At 39.7% G+C, this 13,924-nt stretch carries 15 protein-coding genes; 5 read left to right on the top strand and 10 right to left on the bottom strand.

All coding sequences use genetic code 11. The annotated features are described in order from the left end of the window. Window positions 1-8: 8 nt before the first annotated feature. The 3 genes from AADH33_RS04565 to AADH33_RS04555 form a co-directional block, all read right to left on the bottom strand. On the bottom strand, window positions 9-569 hold the full coding sequence (locus AADH33_RS04565; RefSeq protein ID WP_348549714.1) for a hypothetical protein: 561 nt from the start codon (window positions 567-569) through the stop codon (window positions 9-11). Next, window positions 553-1,341 (bottom strand): BrxA family protein, encoded by a 789-nt coding sequence (locus AADH33_RS04560; protein WP_348549713.1) that lies wholly within the window; start codon window positions 1,339-1,341, stop codon window positions 553-555. The genes AADH33_RS04565 and AADH33_RS04560 overlap by 17 nt, the downstream gene beginning before the upstream one ends. A 135-nt stretch (window positions 1,342-1,476) precedes the next feature. After that, on the bottom strand, window positions 1,477-2,547 hold the full coding sequence (locus tag AADH33_RS04555; RefSeq protein WP_348549712.1) for a hypothetical protein: 1,071 nt from the start codon (window positions 2,545-2,547) through the stop codon (window positions 1,477-1,479). Window positions 2,548-2,658: 111 nt separating this feature from the next. Between AADH33_RS04555 and AADH33_RS04550 the strand changes: the two genes are divergently transcribed. The 4 genes from AADH33_RS04550 to AADH33_RS04535 all read left to right on the top strand — a co-directional run bounded on the left by AADH33_RS04550 (window position 2,659) and on the right by AADH33_RS04535 (window position 5,927). Continuing rightward, a complete protein-coding gene (locus tag AADH33_RS04550; RefSeq protein WP_348549711.1) occupies window positions 2,659-3,546 on the top strand; it encodes a competence protein CoiA family protein in 888 nt (295 codons plus the stop codon). A gap of 45 nt (window positions 3,547-3,591) precedes the next feature. Further along, entirely contained in the window at window positions 3,592-4,122 is a 531-nt protein-coding gene (locus AADH33_RS04545) for a Holliday junction resolvase-like protein (RefSeq protein WP_348549710.1), read from the top strand. A gap of 71 nt (window positions 4,123-4,193) precedes the next feature. Continuing rightward, a complete protein-coding gene (locus AADH33_RS04540) occupies window positions 4,194-5,396 on the top strand; it encodes an AAA family ATPase (protein ID WP_348549709.1) in 1,203 nt (400 codons plus the stop codon). A 12-nt stretch (window positions 5,397-5,408) separates the two neighbouring features. Beyond that, window positions 5,409-5,927, top strand: a complete 519-nt coding sequence (locus AADH33_RS04535) for a hypothetical protein (RefSeq protein WP_348549708.1) — start codon at window positions 5,409-5,411, stop codon at window positions 5,925-5,927. 138 nt (window positions 5,928-6,065) lie between these two features. On the opposite strand, the gene AADH33_RS04530 is transcribed toward AADH33_RS04535, so the two are convergent. From AADH33_RS04530 to AADH33_RS04500, 7 genes are all read right to left on the bottom strand, one after another. After that, window positions 6,066-6,989, bottom strand: a complete 924-nt coding sequence (locus AADH33_RS04530) for a hypothetical protein (protein ID WP_348549707.1) — start codon at window positions 6,987-6,989, stop codon at window positions 6,066-6,068. Window positions 6,990-7,131: 142 nt separating this feature from the next. Continuing rightward, entirely contained in the window at window positions 7,132-7,383 is a 252-nt protein-coding gene (locus AADH33_RS04525; RefSeq protein ID WP_348549706.1) for a helix-turn-helix transcriptional regulator, read from the bottom strand. 168 nt (window positions 7,384-7,551) lie between these two features. Then, entirely contained in the window at window positions 7,552-8,433 is an 882-nt protein-coding gene (locus AADH33_RS04520; protein ID WP_348549705.1) for a recombination directionality factor, read from the bottom strand. Window positions 8,434-8,539: 106 nt separating this feature from the next. Continuing rightward, window positions 8,540-9,661 carry a YqaJ viral recombinase family nuclease gene (locus AADH33_RS04515; protein ID WP_348549704.1) on the bottom strand — a complete coding sequence of 374 codons (1,122 nt, stop codon included), beginning with the start codon at window positions 9,659-9,661 and terminating at the stop codon, window positions 8,540-8,542. Between the two features lie 110 nt (window positions 9,662-9,771). Further along, window positions 9,772-10,764, bottom strand: a complete 993-nt coding sequence (locus AADH33_RS04510) for a DUF932 domain-containing protein (protein WP_348549703.1) — start codon at window positions 10,762-10,764, stop codon at window positions 9,772-9,774. A 35-nt stretch (window positions 10,765-10,799) separates the two neighbouring features. Further along, window positions 10,800-11,090, bottom strand: a complete 291-nt coding sequence (locus AADH33_RS04505; protein ID WP_348549702.1) for a hypothetical protein — start codon at window positions 11,088-11,090, stop codon at window positions 10,800-10,802. A 116-nt stretch (window positions 11,091-11,206) separates the two neighbouring features. Beyond that, window positions 11,207-12,142, bottom strand: coding sequence for a YagK/YfjJ domain-containing protein (locus tag AADH33_RS04500; protein ID WP_348549701.1), 936 nt, complete (start codon window positions 12,140-12,142; stop codon window positions 11,207-11,209). A gap of 545 nt (window positions 12,143-12,687) precedes the next feature. Between AADH33_RS04500 and AADH33_RS04495 the strand changes: the two genes are divergently transcribed. Then, window positions 12,688-13,581, top strand: a complete 894-nt coding sequence (locus AADH33_RS04495; protein WP_348549700.1) for a hypothetical protein — start codon at window positions 12,688-12,690, stop codon at window positions 13,579-13,581. The last annotated feature ends 343 nt before the right edge of the window (window positions 13,582-13,924 follow it).

Raw genomic sequence — 13,924 nt, 5'->3', positions numbered from 1 at the left:
TTTTTTCCTTACATTACCAAAGTGCAGCGGTACTTAGATGCTGGCTTAAAGTTTAAAAAGTGAATATTGTCTTCAGAAACTGCTGATGGATAAAATATGACTAAAGGATGCTGAAGGCTCATGACATCTCTGTGTTCCATAATATTTACGTTTTCAATTCCAGTACCATAGAGGCAGCCGCTCCGTATTAAAAACGGTATCCTACCATTAGCACTAGCTGTTTTAATCGCTTTTATAATCAAGTCAAACAGGTCTTCTTCTGGATCATCTGATTTAAAAACAATGTGGCTAGGCTTCATGTCATTATAGTAAGCGGAGAAATCCTCCCAACCATCCCTATCAATAAAAGTAACAAGCAGTTTACTAATATCGATAAACTCTACTTTGAACTCAGATTGATCACCACCATAGTGCTGTCTGGCACCTGAGATATACTCTTGCTCTTTTTCTGGGAGGTAAGAGAACAAGATGCTGTTGCCACCATTAGCCTTTCTAACGATTTGATCACTATTTCTAAGTGCATCGTCTAAGCTTGCAAATCTGGCTTGATAGTTACCCGTATAAGACATCAATTACTCTCTCAATATCATCATTCAATTTAAATGCTAAGGCTTCACCATTAAAGCTCATATCAAACAATCCATTTTTTGACAGTTTCTTATATTTATGAATCAAGTCATTTTGTGAGATGAAGCTTAGCTTTGCTAACTCATTGGATAAAACACTACTACTTCCAGACGGATAAAATCTAGAAAAATACAGTGCTATAACTTGTAGCTCAGGCGATAAAGTGGCATATACAAAAATTCTTTTTCTACCTTTTTTTTCTAAGAATCCAAATTTAGCCATCAGGTTAAGATATTTATTAGCTATTATTTTTATCGTGCTCTCAGACCAGTCTACTGTCTCATTTTTATTTTTAAGCTCTACAACATACCCTAAAACGTCATCTGTATCGATATGTACCCGACCTTCAAAATAATACTTAACAAACAGTCCCTTGGTTATCTCTCGAAAGAGTGGGTTTGTGACTAAAAGCTGCCAATACAATATAAATGACATATCGGCTTTATTAATATCTTTACTAAATATTTTATGAAAAAACTGTTCATGCTCCTCACTAACGAAAGACAAGAAAGCTTTTTTGACGCCATGCTCAACTCTTGAAATACTCTTTTCAGTTCTAATCCCAAGCTCTCGCTTAACCAGCTCTATATCCATGGTGTCTGGATATAACTCAGCTTTAATCAGATTAGAGATCGTATCTAGCTCTTTAATACTTCCTATGATATTTATAGAAGTATCATATTGCTGTTCGTAGCTATAAGATTCAGAATCCATATGCACCTTCACTTATTATTAGAATTCTATAAACTTTGTTATGAAAGCTGGCTGTAGATAATAATTCGGCTCATATCTTAACAGCATCTTAGAACGGAGCCTAATATATAGTCGCTGTTCCTTACTATTAAAGATTTAGAGTTTATCAGATAAGTAGTTCGGCACACCTAAAAAGTACCCCTTCATGCTCATTCTATCAAAGCTATAGACATGTGCATGAGGCGCTTCTCTACAGCGCCCTACTAGCGGCTGTTTTTGATCCGGCTTGCCATTAGCCAGCTCTATCAATCCTGAGCAAATTGGGCAAGTTGCAGTAAACTCTGTCACTCTAGCGACGTTCAGCCTGTTTTTGTCTCTGTACATTTCGATATCAGCATTATCAACATTCACGTTGGCAAAAAACATAGGCGCTTTAATCACACGATGATAAGGCAGCAAGTATAACGGCATGAAAAAGTAGCGCCAGCTGATATAAGCAAAAGGGATCATTGCACTAAATAAAATGGCCTGCCACAAGCTAATCGTAGGTAAGTCATCGAGCAGTAAAAGCACCAAAAAGGCGTATATCGCTATTAAAACATCGAATACGAATACTGCCATCAGTAGTAGCATAAGAAAGATTCCTTTCACGCTAAGTATTTTAAGCTCACCTTGATTAAAAAACAGCTTGGTAAATAGTGACGGCTTAACATCAGATGTGGCTTTACGCTCGTACGTAATAGTACTTAAGTCCTCATCCTCTTCAATATCGCTATCGGCTTCAACGGTAGCCAACTTATCTATCTGCTCTTGCTCTGACTGTTCACTATCGATAGTTTGAATATCCATCCATAGTAGCGTCTTATTTTTCGAGCCTCCTCCTGAAGCCGATGTGACAATTATTGGCTTATACCCTAAATTGATAAACGCCTTTTTACAGTCTGGATGATCATCAATAAATGCTTTTAAAGTTGCTTTTAACTTTGTCGTTTTAACCGCATTTTTGGCGGTTTGACTATCTACACTTTTTTCATCGATGTTTTTCGCTTTCGCATAAATTCTTTGTCTTGATAACTTTTCAGGCTTAAACCCATCGTCCGAATACTCAATTTTTCTAAGCTGCTCGCTGACGATAATGCTTAGATACTTATTCCAAAGCGTATCACGGGGATAATTTAATAGCTGATCATGCAGTTCACTGAATACTGCTAAGTGATTATTTTTCATATAAATTTACCGATTAAAACCCTATTAACATCCCTATAGCAGCCTGTTTCAAGATCAAATTTTATCGCATAGTTACCTCACTCCTAACCAACTAACAAAAGGATGGTAACTATGTCTATGTCAATTGCTGTTAATGAGCAGAAGCAAATCGTCAATGTTAAGCAAGTCGATCGAGGGCTGGCTTGTATGTGTTTTTGCTTTGAATGTGGCGAGCCTGTGGTGGCTCGTAAAGGTGAGAAAAATGAGCATCACTTCTCGCATCTAAGTAATAAAGAAAGCTGCACGATTCATCCTGAAAGTATCCTACACAAGTTTGCTAAGCAAGTCATTATGGAAGAGAAATATTTAACACTACCAGCATTACCTGATGATGAACACAATGAAGAAAAAACATGGCAGTTTGATCATCTGGTCGCAGAACAAGCTATCGGCTCTATACGACCTGATCTAGTAGCGACTATCGATGACGAAATAATGTTTATCGAAGTGGCAGTAACGTCATTTATCGATGCGGATAAATCTGCATTTATTAAGCAGCTCGGTATAAAGACGATAGAGATCGACTTGCGTGAGATTATTAAACAAGATATGGAGCTGCCAAGCACTGAAGCGAAAGACTACATTTTAAACTGTGTGAGTAATAAACAATGGGTGTTCCCTGAAGCAAGTACTTTAACAGCACCTACTCTATCAGTTGAACCTATCTATAACTGCCAAACAATCACTGAAGAGGATGATAATGAAAGCTTTGATAAGGGCTATAGCACTTATCGCTTTACGATCAAGCACAGTTGGGTAGATGTAAGAGTATTTAATTCAGGCATGGTGTCGGTAAAATGTGTGACCTATAACCACGATGTCATCGAAATATTAAAGCAGTGGCGTAACGAAGGCGGCGGTAAGTATAACCAAAAATACAAATCATGGAATTACTTTAAGCCGTTCTCAGATACTGTCTTTGCTCGATTGCAAGAAATGGATATGACGCCAAAGCAATAGCCAGATGCCTAGACACATTTACTATATTTTACTTAGGAACCGATTATGAACAATACTATTTTACTACTTATCATTCTTGTTGCTTTGGTTTTGCTGGTACTTGCCGTCCGAAAAATCTTAGCGCAAGACAAAACTATTTTACAGAACGAGCGTGATATCGCCAATATTCAAACCGCGATAACCCAGCAACAAGCTTATTTTGAAGTTGAGCTTGCTCAAAAAATTAAGGACGCTAAAAAGCGCTCTAATAACATGCAGCGTAATGTACTAAAGGGTCAAATCGGTGAACAGTTCACTCCCTTTATCGCTGATTTTCCTTACAATCCATCTGATTGCCGCTTCTTAGGAGAACCAATTGATTATATGATTTTTCAAAATCTTCATGCATGCTCAGAAGGGTTGGCTGATGTAGAAGATGTACAGATCATTATTGCTGAGGTAAAAACAGGTAATGCTAGATTAAATGTGCGTCAGAAAATTATTAAGCAAGCGATCGAAAATGGTCAAGTCAGTTTCAAGGAGCTTCGAATCAAGCATTGCAAGGACACTGAAAATATGACCATCTTGACAAGCTAAACTATACTACATGATCATTATTATGCTATCGTAGCCTATAAACCACAAAATATCGTTAAAAACGGTTGACTATGATCACTTATACTCGTTTCGATAATTTCTACTCTTACCCAGGATCAACGGAAGTATCGTTTACGCTAGGTAAGCAACCAACTGAGTCTAACTATGACTTTTACATCGATACCGCGCATGACCAGTATCGGCTCAATAAAGTCACAGCGATCTTAGGTGCGAATGGCTCTGGTAAGACACAGCTGCTCAAAGCAGTGTCGTTTTTGCGCTGGTTTATTTGTGGCTCTACTAGCAGCCTTGATTCAGAAGACAGTATCCCGTATAGCCCCTTTGCGCTGAACCAAAACAAACCTTCTGAATTTGAGATCGGTTTTTTACTCAAAAATGCTGATGGTGTTTATGAGGAGTATCGCTACGAGCTAACGCTTAGCCAAAGCCGCGTGATCAATGAAGCGCTATATAAAAAGACCAGTCGCTTATTTAGCTACGTTTTTAGCCGTCACTATGATGGTGATGAGATGGTTTATAAGCATCGCAGCTTTGTCATCCCATCACTTGCAGATGACGTGAAAAAAAACGCCTCTTTGATCAGTTATGCCAATTTGCTTGATGAACCACTGGCAGAAGCAATCATTGAGATGTTTGAAGGCTATAAAACCAATGTCGTCTCAATGGGTAGGCTTGGCAGTCTTAGCCAGTCTATACCTGAGATGACTGAATTGTTTGCTAAGGATGATGGTTTAAAACAAACCGCTGAAAAGCTACTTTGTCAGTTTGATACGGGCATCGATGAAATTAATATAAAAAGCGTTATGATGGTCAATGAAGGAAAGCAGCAAGAAGTACTGCTGCCCTTTGGTGTTCATAAAGTCGGTGATGACTCATTTGAGCTTATGATTTATGAAGAGTCTAATGGCACACAATCTGCTTATAGCTTGCTTGGCCTAATACTACCTGTGCTTAAAAATGGTGGCGTAGCTATTATCGATGAGCTTGATAACGACTTACACCCCCTACTATTACCCGCCATTTTTGATTTGTTTCGCTCATCGCATCATAACCCTCATAATGCTCAGCTTATTTTTAGTTGCCATACGCCCGAGGTGTTTAATTTGTTAAATAAGCATCAAATTTATTTGGTCGAAAAATACGAGCAGGCTTCAGAAGCTTGGCGGTTAGATGAGATGGAAGGGGTTCGTAATGACGATAACCTTTATGCGAAATATATGGCTGGCGCGTTTGACGCGATACCAAATCTATAAGGGGGTTGGGTTATGGCAAAGCGTAAACCTCGGTCAGTCAACAAAACTACCTTGCTTGTTATGGGTGAAGGTGAGCATGACAAAGCATTCTTGAGTCATATGAAAGGTATCTATCATGAAAGGCGCTCTGGTAGTAAAATCACTTTAGACTTTTCAAGTGGTGGATCTCCGCACGACATCATTAAAGACACCGTCAAAAAAAGCCGTCATGTTGGTTATGATAAAAAGTTCATTTTGATGGATAGCGACGTTCCTGTTAATCAACAAGATATTAAAGCCGCTAAAGATTCAGAAATTACCATCTTATATTCAAAGCCGTTATGCCTAGAAGGTATGTTGCTGAACGTGCTAGGCCAAAACACTCCCCATACTGCGCAAAAATGTAAAAGCTCGCTGCATCCGCAATTATCTGATAACCCTGCTCTACCAAAGAGCTATGAGCCTTTATTTGCAAAACCTGTACTTGATCAAAGCATTCATGCCACGATTAAACAGCTGCGCTTATTGCTTGGCAAAACACAAAAAAAATAACCGCTTTACCTTTGTATAAAGCGGTTATTTAAACGACTATATTCAAACGTTATTTACTAATTTCGTATCACAAACAGCGTATGATTAGACCACTATACAAAAAGGTTTTCGATAGCACATACTTTGTATAGCTCAAAACTATCTGTCTGTATAATAAGGGTCACTATAATCATGACCCATGCCTTCAACCACCCCACTATCTTCACCTTCATAATATTCTTCACCAGGGAGGGTATTGGGATTAGTTGGTACGTTGGAGTTATTGAGTTTTTCTGCATGCTCATTCAATTCAATATCACCGTCTTCATAAAGCAAGCTATGTCTATTATCGTCACGGACACTCTCTTCATCATCTTGGTTTCGACCATACAACTCATCAGTGGTCGGAACTTTTTTGCTAGGTTGCCATGCTTCAACAGGCTTAGATTGCGGAGTAGCTGACGCTTGATTTGCAAAAGAGAAAACATTGTCAACAAGCTCTATATAATAATCATCTCCTTGATCCGTAATAGTAATATCAATCTTTTTACCATTACTAAGGATGGCAGTAGCCGCATAAAGCTCGTCTGTTACTTCATGGTCAATATTTACTTTCACGCATGTAGCGGCAGATGATGATATATTTTCAGCGATAATATCTGTAACTACATTACAGTAACCATCATTTACTCTCTTATCAGAGCCATAGACAAGAAAGTTTACTACCAATAAAAGAGCGATCACACTAACGATCCAGTCTTCTGCATATCTTTTACGACTAGATAACTTTTTTGAACTATCCCATAAGTAGAGAGGAGGGATATAAATGTACCAATGCTTGGGTTTATTAAGATCATGATCTATAAGATACTGTCTGTCAAAATAGCATATAGCTATCGAAGGCATCAGATAAAGCGCAAATATTGACAAAAGCTCAATATGCAAGTTATACGTCAATATAGCGATGAACACGTACATTAACAGTGGATAAAGTTTTGCTAAAAACCATACATATTTATCCCTACTTTTCACTCGGCTATCTACAGATTTTTCATTACTAGCTTTATCAAGATTTGGTTTCATCAATGTAGCCTTACGATAATTTTATTTGAAAAATTCGTTCTGATAAAAGTATAAATTGCTGCACAATATTTCATAAAAACGATAAAAAAACAACAGTTAGCAAAAAATAAGTCACATTACGTGACTTATTTTCGTACCAACCTTAATTAATACGAGCAGCTATCTTACTCTCAATCCACTCTGCAATCTCGCTTGCTACCCACACGACCCTTACCTTCGTAAGTTGCACTTTTTTAGGGAACGTTGGATCGTAACGGTCAGATTCCTCATTGATCATCTCATAAATGGTCGAACGGCTAAGCCCAGTATAGTGCCCAACGTCTTTAATGCTTAGCAGTTGTGGAATGTGATTGCATTGCTCGATGGCTGGTTGTGTTGCGTTTAAATTTTCCATGATTATCTCCTTGTAAGTGAACGAGAGCATCACCTCTCATATACTTACCGAGTCCCATATTTTTTTATGGCATCCTATGCAGTCCGAGCGTTAGCCTTTGATGCAGGTAATAAAAAAAGGAGCTGATCTGATCAACTCCTTTTTATGCCATTATTTATCTGTCACGAGTTAGCTCACCGCTGTCACACTTTGGCGTAAGCCTTGCGCAATACTGCGTGTGTTTGGCTGCATCGCTTCCTCTACCTTGCTAGGCATTTGATTGCTGTCGTCTGCCACATCAGACATCTCATCGCCATCAACTTCAAAGCACGAATTGGCATAACCAAGCGTGGCAGCTTGCTCCAATGCCGCTTGATCAAAACCGTTCTCGCTAAGCTCACTATCAATTGCCTTAGCTTGCTGTACCGCATCTTTGAGTGTCACTCCATCACGCAGGGTTAAATCCACAAAGTAAATGGGTGTGCGATAGCTTTGCGTGGTACTTTTACCTCTAAGCGTTAATTGTAGTGGCAAGCATGACAGCTTATTACCTGACACTGCGGCAAAGTAGCTTAGCCGTGCTGCAAGCGTACGAATACTATTAAAGCCTGTGGTACGAAAGATAAACGTACCTAGCTCATCATCTTCACTTAAATTGACGTACAGTCTGCCATAAGGCTTACAAGCACCGCCTTGCGCGAGTGGGCAACGATCAGGCGATGGACAAGGTAGTTGCTCAACGCCATTATTGGTGCGACGCTGACAGTGTTCGCCATCGCCCACGCATAACGGTCGACCTGTCTGCCGATCAAATAATGTGTACTGCGCGCGCAAATTAAGATCAGGATCATTAAACAGCATGCGTACGGGTATTTGCCGAAGCTTACCTTCACTACGTGCGCGAAGCTTTTCATCAAGCGGATGATTGACCCAGCCGTCTTTATTTTGCACTTGGCTGGTAATGGTGAATTGATCGTCTTTGGCAGGTAGACGCTTGCCGTCCTTTTGGATGACGCAACCAATGCTGATACGACCTAAAACGGGCGGGGTAATAGTGAGACCTTTAATCATGATGATATTCCTTGTATGTTTAATAATTCGAATAAATCGACATAAAAAAGCCCACCTATCACAGGTGGGCTTTATGCGTTTGGTTAATGAGATTAGCTGTCTTGGTTTAATTATCATTTAAGATGACGAAGCGACGACTGCCTTGACGGGTTTTGCTAAACTTATCCATCAGCTCTGGATGGGCTTTAGTGACGGCTTTACTGTCTAAGCTCACGCTATCTTTAGAGCGCTTCCATGAGATCGCGCCTTTATCGAAAACAGCCACTTCATTGTCTTGAATCAAGCTTTGCAGTTGATGTTTGATTTGGTCATGCTGCTTTTGTAGCTCACTCATTGAGTCACGGTGATTCAGTAACTTAGTGAATAGCTTATTAGCCCCAGCGTCTTCGCTGAAATCGATTTTACTGGCAGGCTTAGGGTAAAGCTGCTTTAATGCGCGTGCGGCTGACTCTGAATGATCGGGCGTTGGCGGTGTATCCGTTTCCACATATTGCCAAAACAGACGCTCATGCTCCATGATAGACGCAATCAAGCGCTCATCGCGCTCAACCTTATAGATCTTTGCCTCATGTCCGCAAAGCAATACACAGATATGCGCGGCTTGTTTGCCTGTGACCGCCAGTTGATGCTGTACTTGGCACGTGACATATAACGGTACACCATGTTTCCAAAGCTTAGCGCCATGCTCTCCTGTAGTTTTGCATTCTAAAATCTGCACTTCATCGCTACCAGTGATTGCATAATCCAAGTTCGCCAACATAAAGTGCTGCTCAGGATCAGGGTGCTGCAAGATGGCATTGACGCGCCTGACTTTATTACCTGTGTGCTCTTGGTAGTATTTAGCCACCATTGGCTCTAAAGTGTTGCCCCAATACAGTGGTGAATACCCTTCGATACCCTCATCAAGGTTTGATTCCATACGCCCTGTTTTAATCATCCACAGCTCCAGCATCGATAGATACGGGTGAATACCGCAAGCGGCGGCAGCGTCACTACTACCAATGCCTTGCTTACGTATCTCAAGCCATTTGTCACGGCTGAGATGTTTCGTATTCACCAGACGTTTTGCTGTAGTTTTGACGACCTTGTCTTTCTTAGTGGTGTTTTTCTCGGTTGGCTGAATTTTCTTAGCGTTAATTTTAGCAGTCGGTTTGGTGTGTCTAGCTTGCAATGCTTTACGCTTACGACGTCTCGTTTGAGCGGTGTTGTTTAAAGCGATGGTTTCCATGATAAATTCCTTATAAATGGAGTAGTGAATGTGATTGGTTAAATAATCGGCATAAAAAAACCACGCCCTAAGACGTGGTTATTGTTGGTGTAATAAAACAACTAAGACCGCTAAGCGATTAAAGCTCGCGCATCTTGTAAGCCTTTCTCCTTCAGCTTAGCCCCAGCACCGAACCATGCTGAATTAAGTCGATTGTCGGTATTCATTGCACGGCGTTCATGATCGACGTATTCAGTGATACTACAGAGCAAACCATAAGCGGTGTCTTTAGCCGCATCGAGATCAGCACCGCGTCCTTGACCGTTAAACATCTGCATCACTTTATTCATTGCGCGAGCATTGGGCACAGCGTCTTTCTCTTTCTTAGCGCTATTAAATAAAATGATGTCATTGTCCTGATCGTTAAACACACGGCTTAGATAGTTAGCCGCTTCCGCTTGGGTCACACGGCGCTCAGATAACTGCTTCATCTCATAGATATGCTCATCCCACTGTTTAACCGACACGCCTAATTGCTGTTTGACCTTGTCCGCATCAAAGGAAGTGGAGTGCGGTACTTTCACCACGCCACCACTACCATCAGCGAGGCTTACCGCAAGCGTGTTATTACACACCACACGGATATTGGTAAACTGTGCTGTGGTCGCAAGCGTGCCATCACAAGCGGTAGCGAGCAATAAATAGCCGTGACTGACATCACCGCCACGTAAAGACGCTGATTGACCTGTACGAGCAAGCGCCCACAGCTTACGGCCACCCTTTAACACACCTGCTGTTTCAAGCTCAAAGTCTGCTTGCTCAGTGAGATCACGATAGAACTCTAGGATCTCTTCAGGTTGCACTTCTTGATAGCGCTGACTGACTACGGATAACGGATCAAAGGTATCTGAGCGATACAAGACCTTTTGCTCAGCAAAGGGCAAAATAAGGTTATGCCCTCGATCGTTCTCAGCCATGAAATTGACGTCTGATGATTCAATACGCCAATCCATTCCTGCCTCACGCGCCCATACCTCAAGCGGCTGTTTAGGGGATAGCTCACTGCCAAGGCCATGCCAAGGGGTTTCGCCAACGTATGCCATACTCTCGATTAAATGTGCCATGATAATTTTCCTTTTGTATTATGATTAAATTGAGTTTAAGTGAATGAGTGAAAGGTGGTGAAGACATGCGAGCAGTCATCACAGCGATATTGCTTATTGACCAGCATTGGCAGCGCTTGATGAGACTGAGTGATCTCAATAAGCGCTGCTACCGTTGTTCCTGCAACCACACCTATAGCAGGATGTACTTTAAGTGCTTTGCAAAGACTAACGCCAAGGCTGACTAATACCGCAGGGGATAACAGCTGATCAATAAGATTGATTTGACTACCATCAGTCATTTCGTAGACCAAAGATGACTGACAGCTAGGACATAGGGTTTTCATATATACTCCTAAATTTTGCGCATAAAAAAGGCCTGCTAGAAGCAGACCTTGTCACAGGATGAAAGCATGCACTGGTAGGCTATGCTCCATCTCGTGGTAATAGTATATATCTGAAATTATTTTGATATGGGCGGTAGTCCTCGGCGGTCGGATGTGCGGTATCGACCATGTGCAAAGGTGTTCATGTTTGGGAGCCATACTTTTAAGTGCTGATCTTCCTTGCTTGGCTTTGTTAGGTATAAAGCTGAATCTAAAGCATTTTCAACCTCTTGAGGTTCATTACGATGAATCATACCGATACCTAATTTACCGTTTCGCTCATAACCCTGCTTAGTCTCTTTATCGTGATAACTATAGCACTCGCCTAGACCACCAGTAATGACCTTCCACTTTTCACCAACCTCTTTTGCGATATACCAATCATTTTGTCTCTTATTACCGTCATATATCAGCAACAAATGACAATGTAATCCGCCCTCGATGCCTCCCTGCTCAAGCGCCCATGCATAACCTTGTAAGCATCTAAAGCAAGTGTCTTCATTTCTTATCATCTGACATAGCTTTTTTATATGGTCGTGAAAGTCTTCGATAGTAATCAAGTGGCTACAATCTTTAGCGTATTTGAGATCGACACGAACAAATATCAGCCGTGCATGATGATTGAATAATTGAGTGATGTACAGACCTAACGACTCCTTATTTTTCCCTTCTTCATATTTTAAAACACATTTCTCACGATTAATCTCTCTTTTATAGCAACGTAATCTATCGATCAGCTCAGCTACGTTGCTATTATCCCAAATCACTTCATTAGGATATTGATCACCGACAATAAGCTGCGTACTAATAAAAAAAGCGTTGATGGGCATCGAGTAAACCAGCTCAGTATCAGGCTCATAACAATACATGAATGGTTGATACAAGTTGTTCAGCTCATTAATGAACGAGTCAGAAATAATAGAGTCTGATTTAGCTCGACTGGAGATAATATTGATGACTAACTGATGGACTTTAGTCATTAGAAAATTTTGATTATGGTTACTGTATTTCATGATGTTTCTCCTATGTGGTTTGTCTTGCACATAGTAGAGCTACACCATATTTTTTTATTCTGACTACTGGTGGTTTAGTGTGAAGATAGTCAGCGTAGTGACGCTGCTACATATAATAATATAAATAACCTGCTAGTGGAGCATGTGAATACTAGCGGTATAGTCGATCCTATTTGTGTGAAATATACCGTGTATCAAGGTGTTATTCGAATCATGCATTTAACTGATATTTTTCGTAATCAAGGCACTAGAAATTATAAACAAAAGCTTTAGTGCATATAGAAGAATTCACAAGCATATCTGTGATAGGCGGCAGATGATAATAAAAACACCTGAACAAATATTCTTTATATTTATTATTTAATTTTCTTTATTTAACATACTAACGCTAATATACTACCCTACACTAGTAGTATCGAGGGTTTAGCTAAAATTTATTTATTAAATTATTACTATATTATTACTATAAATTTATTTAAATATTATTGTTAAATTATGGTATCGTTAGTAAAATATTACTTAAAATATTGAAGAGAAGATGTAAAATGACTGATACTAATGATGTGATTAAGCTTAATCCAGAAAAGAATATAAAGTTAAAATTAACTCAGAGGCAGGTTAATATTGCGTTAAACGAATTGATTTCAGATGGATATAACGTGGACCTTCCTAACGATTTAGAGTATCTAAACACTGCCTGTAATAGCCTTGAGTTAACAGAAAGTTATAGAGAATCACTTGCTATTTTTTCTAAAGCTAATGTGTTACCTGATGAGTCTATAGTTTGGCTACAAGATGATTTGAGAGCAGCATTATGGTTTGATCATTACTCGTATAAATATAAGCATAATCTTTCATTTTTCTGGGGAAATTACTCCGCTGACTTTCAAAACAACTTGATTACGTGTTTTGATTTGACAAACATAATTTCATTAGACAGGGATGGATCTGAGTATCATGATTATAATATTGAATGGAAAAGGAACTTTATGAACGAAGCTAAAAGCTTGTATAATAAAGTACTGACTACACCGCAAGACCTAGAATGGTTAGATAGAAAAAGTGAGAAACAAATTTTTTGGGCGCATAGCTACTTAAGTAAATATGGATATCTTATCGAGAACCCATTATTCCTAAGTAATGATCTGAGCACTTACTATATACAGATCTGCGCATCTCTAGACGCGCTAGATATTTTTGGTCATAGAAATAATCATCCATATAGGATGAGCCTACATAAAAAAGAAATAATCAGAAAAATGCGTAATGCATGGACTCAAAGAAGATTTCAAGGTAAGAGAGACGCCGAGACTGCTCAAGAGCACTTCTTAACCAGACGCCATATGAATAGGCTTAAAAAATTAGCTAGCGAGTATGGAGTAAGTAGCGCAGAGTATCTTCAGCAACTGATTGATGAAGCTTACAATAGTACTGAATAAAAAATAGTAGTAGTAATATGAAAAGTGAATTCCATGTACACTGCTATGTACACTAAACAACACTCAACTTAAAAATTTTAATAAAATCAATACCTTAATATACGTATATCGTTCCGGCTCCGGGTACCATTATAGAAGTACGAAAAACCGCAAACCAACTATGGTCTGCGGTTTTTTTGTGTCTGTTATTTTTTAAGCAGCCTTCTTAGAATGACGCTCCTCCCCTCCCTATACGTTAAGTCAGAAAACCTCTTTCTCCATGCGACGCTCAATGTCGGACACTGATACAATGGCGATAGACTAAAGCGTGTCAGTAAACTAATATAGTGCGCAAGATGCATTA

This window comes from Psychrobacter sp. KFRI-CH2-11 (genome assembly GCF_038239325.1).
Classification (GTDB): domain Bacteria; phylum Pseudomonadota; class Gammaproteobacteria; order Pseudomonadales; family Moraxellaceae; genus Psychrobacter; species Psychrobacter celer.
This window is presented reverse-complemented; position numbering and strand designations above follow the sequence as displayed.

Bases quoted from the DNA above. Each gene is read 5' to 3' on its own strand.
- AADH33_RS04565 (WP_348549714.1), bottom strand. From the start codon at position 569: ATGTCTTATACGGGTAACTATCAAGCCAGATTTGCAAGCTTAGACGAT.
- AADH33_RS04560 (WP_348549713.1), bottom strand. From the start codon at position 1,341: ATGGATTCTGAATCTTATAGCTACGAACAGCAATATGATACTTCTATA.
- AADH33_RS04555 (WP_348549712.1), bottom strand. From the start codon at position 2,547: ATGAAAAATAATCACTTAGCAGTATTCAGTGAACTGCATGATCAGCTA.
- AADH33_RS04550 (WP_348549711.1), top strand. From the start codon at position 2,659: ATGTCTATGTCAATTGCTGTTAATGAGCAGAAGCAAATCGTCAATGTT.
- AADH33_RS04545 (WP_348549710.1), top strand. From the start codon at position 3,592: ATGAACAATACTATTTTACTACTTATCATTCTTGTTGCTTTGGTTTTG.
- AADH33_RS04540 (WP_348549709.1), top strand. From the start codon at position 4,194: ATGATCACTTATACTCGTTTCGATAATTTCTACTCTTACCCAGGATCA.
- AADH33_RS04535 (WP_348549708.1), top strand. From the start codon at position 5,409: ATGGCAAAGCGTAAACCTCGGTCAGTCAACAAAACTACCTTGCTTGTT.
- AADH33_RS04530 (WP_348549707.1), bottom strand. From the start codon at position 6,989: ATGAAACCAAATCTTGATAAAGCTAGTAATGAAAAATCTGTAGATAGC.
- AADH33_RS04525 (WP_348549706.1), bottom strand. From the start codon at position 7,383: ATGGAAAATTTAAACGCAACACAACCAGCCATCGAGCAATGCAATCAC.
- AADH33_RS04520 (WP_348549705.1), bottom strand. From the start codon at position 8,433: ATGATTAAAGGTCTCACTATTACCCCGCCCGTTTTAGGTCGTATCAGC.
- AADH33_RS04515 (WP_348549704.1), bottom strand. From the start codon at position 9,661: ATGGAAACCATCGCTTTAAACAACACCGCTCAAACGAGACGTCGTAAG.
- AADH33_RS04510 (WP_348549703.1), bottom strand. From the start codon at position 10,764: ATGGCACATTTAATCGAGAGTATGGCATACGTTGGCGAAACCCCTTGG.
- AADH33_RS04505 (WP_348549702.1), bottom strand. From the start codon at position 11,090: ATGAAAACCCTATGTCCTAGCTGTCAGTCATCTTTGGTCTACGAAATG.
- AADH33_RS04500 (WP_348549701.1), bottom strand. From the start codon at position 12,142: ATGAAATACAGTAACCATAATCAAAATTTTCTAATGACTAAAGTCCAT.
- AADH33_RS04495 (WP_348549700.1), top strand. From the start codon at position 12,688: ATGACTGATACTAATGATGTGATTAAGCTTAATCCAGAAAAGAATATA.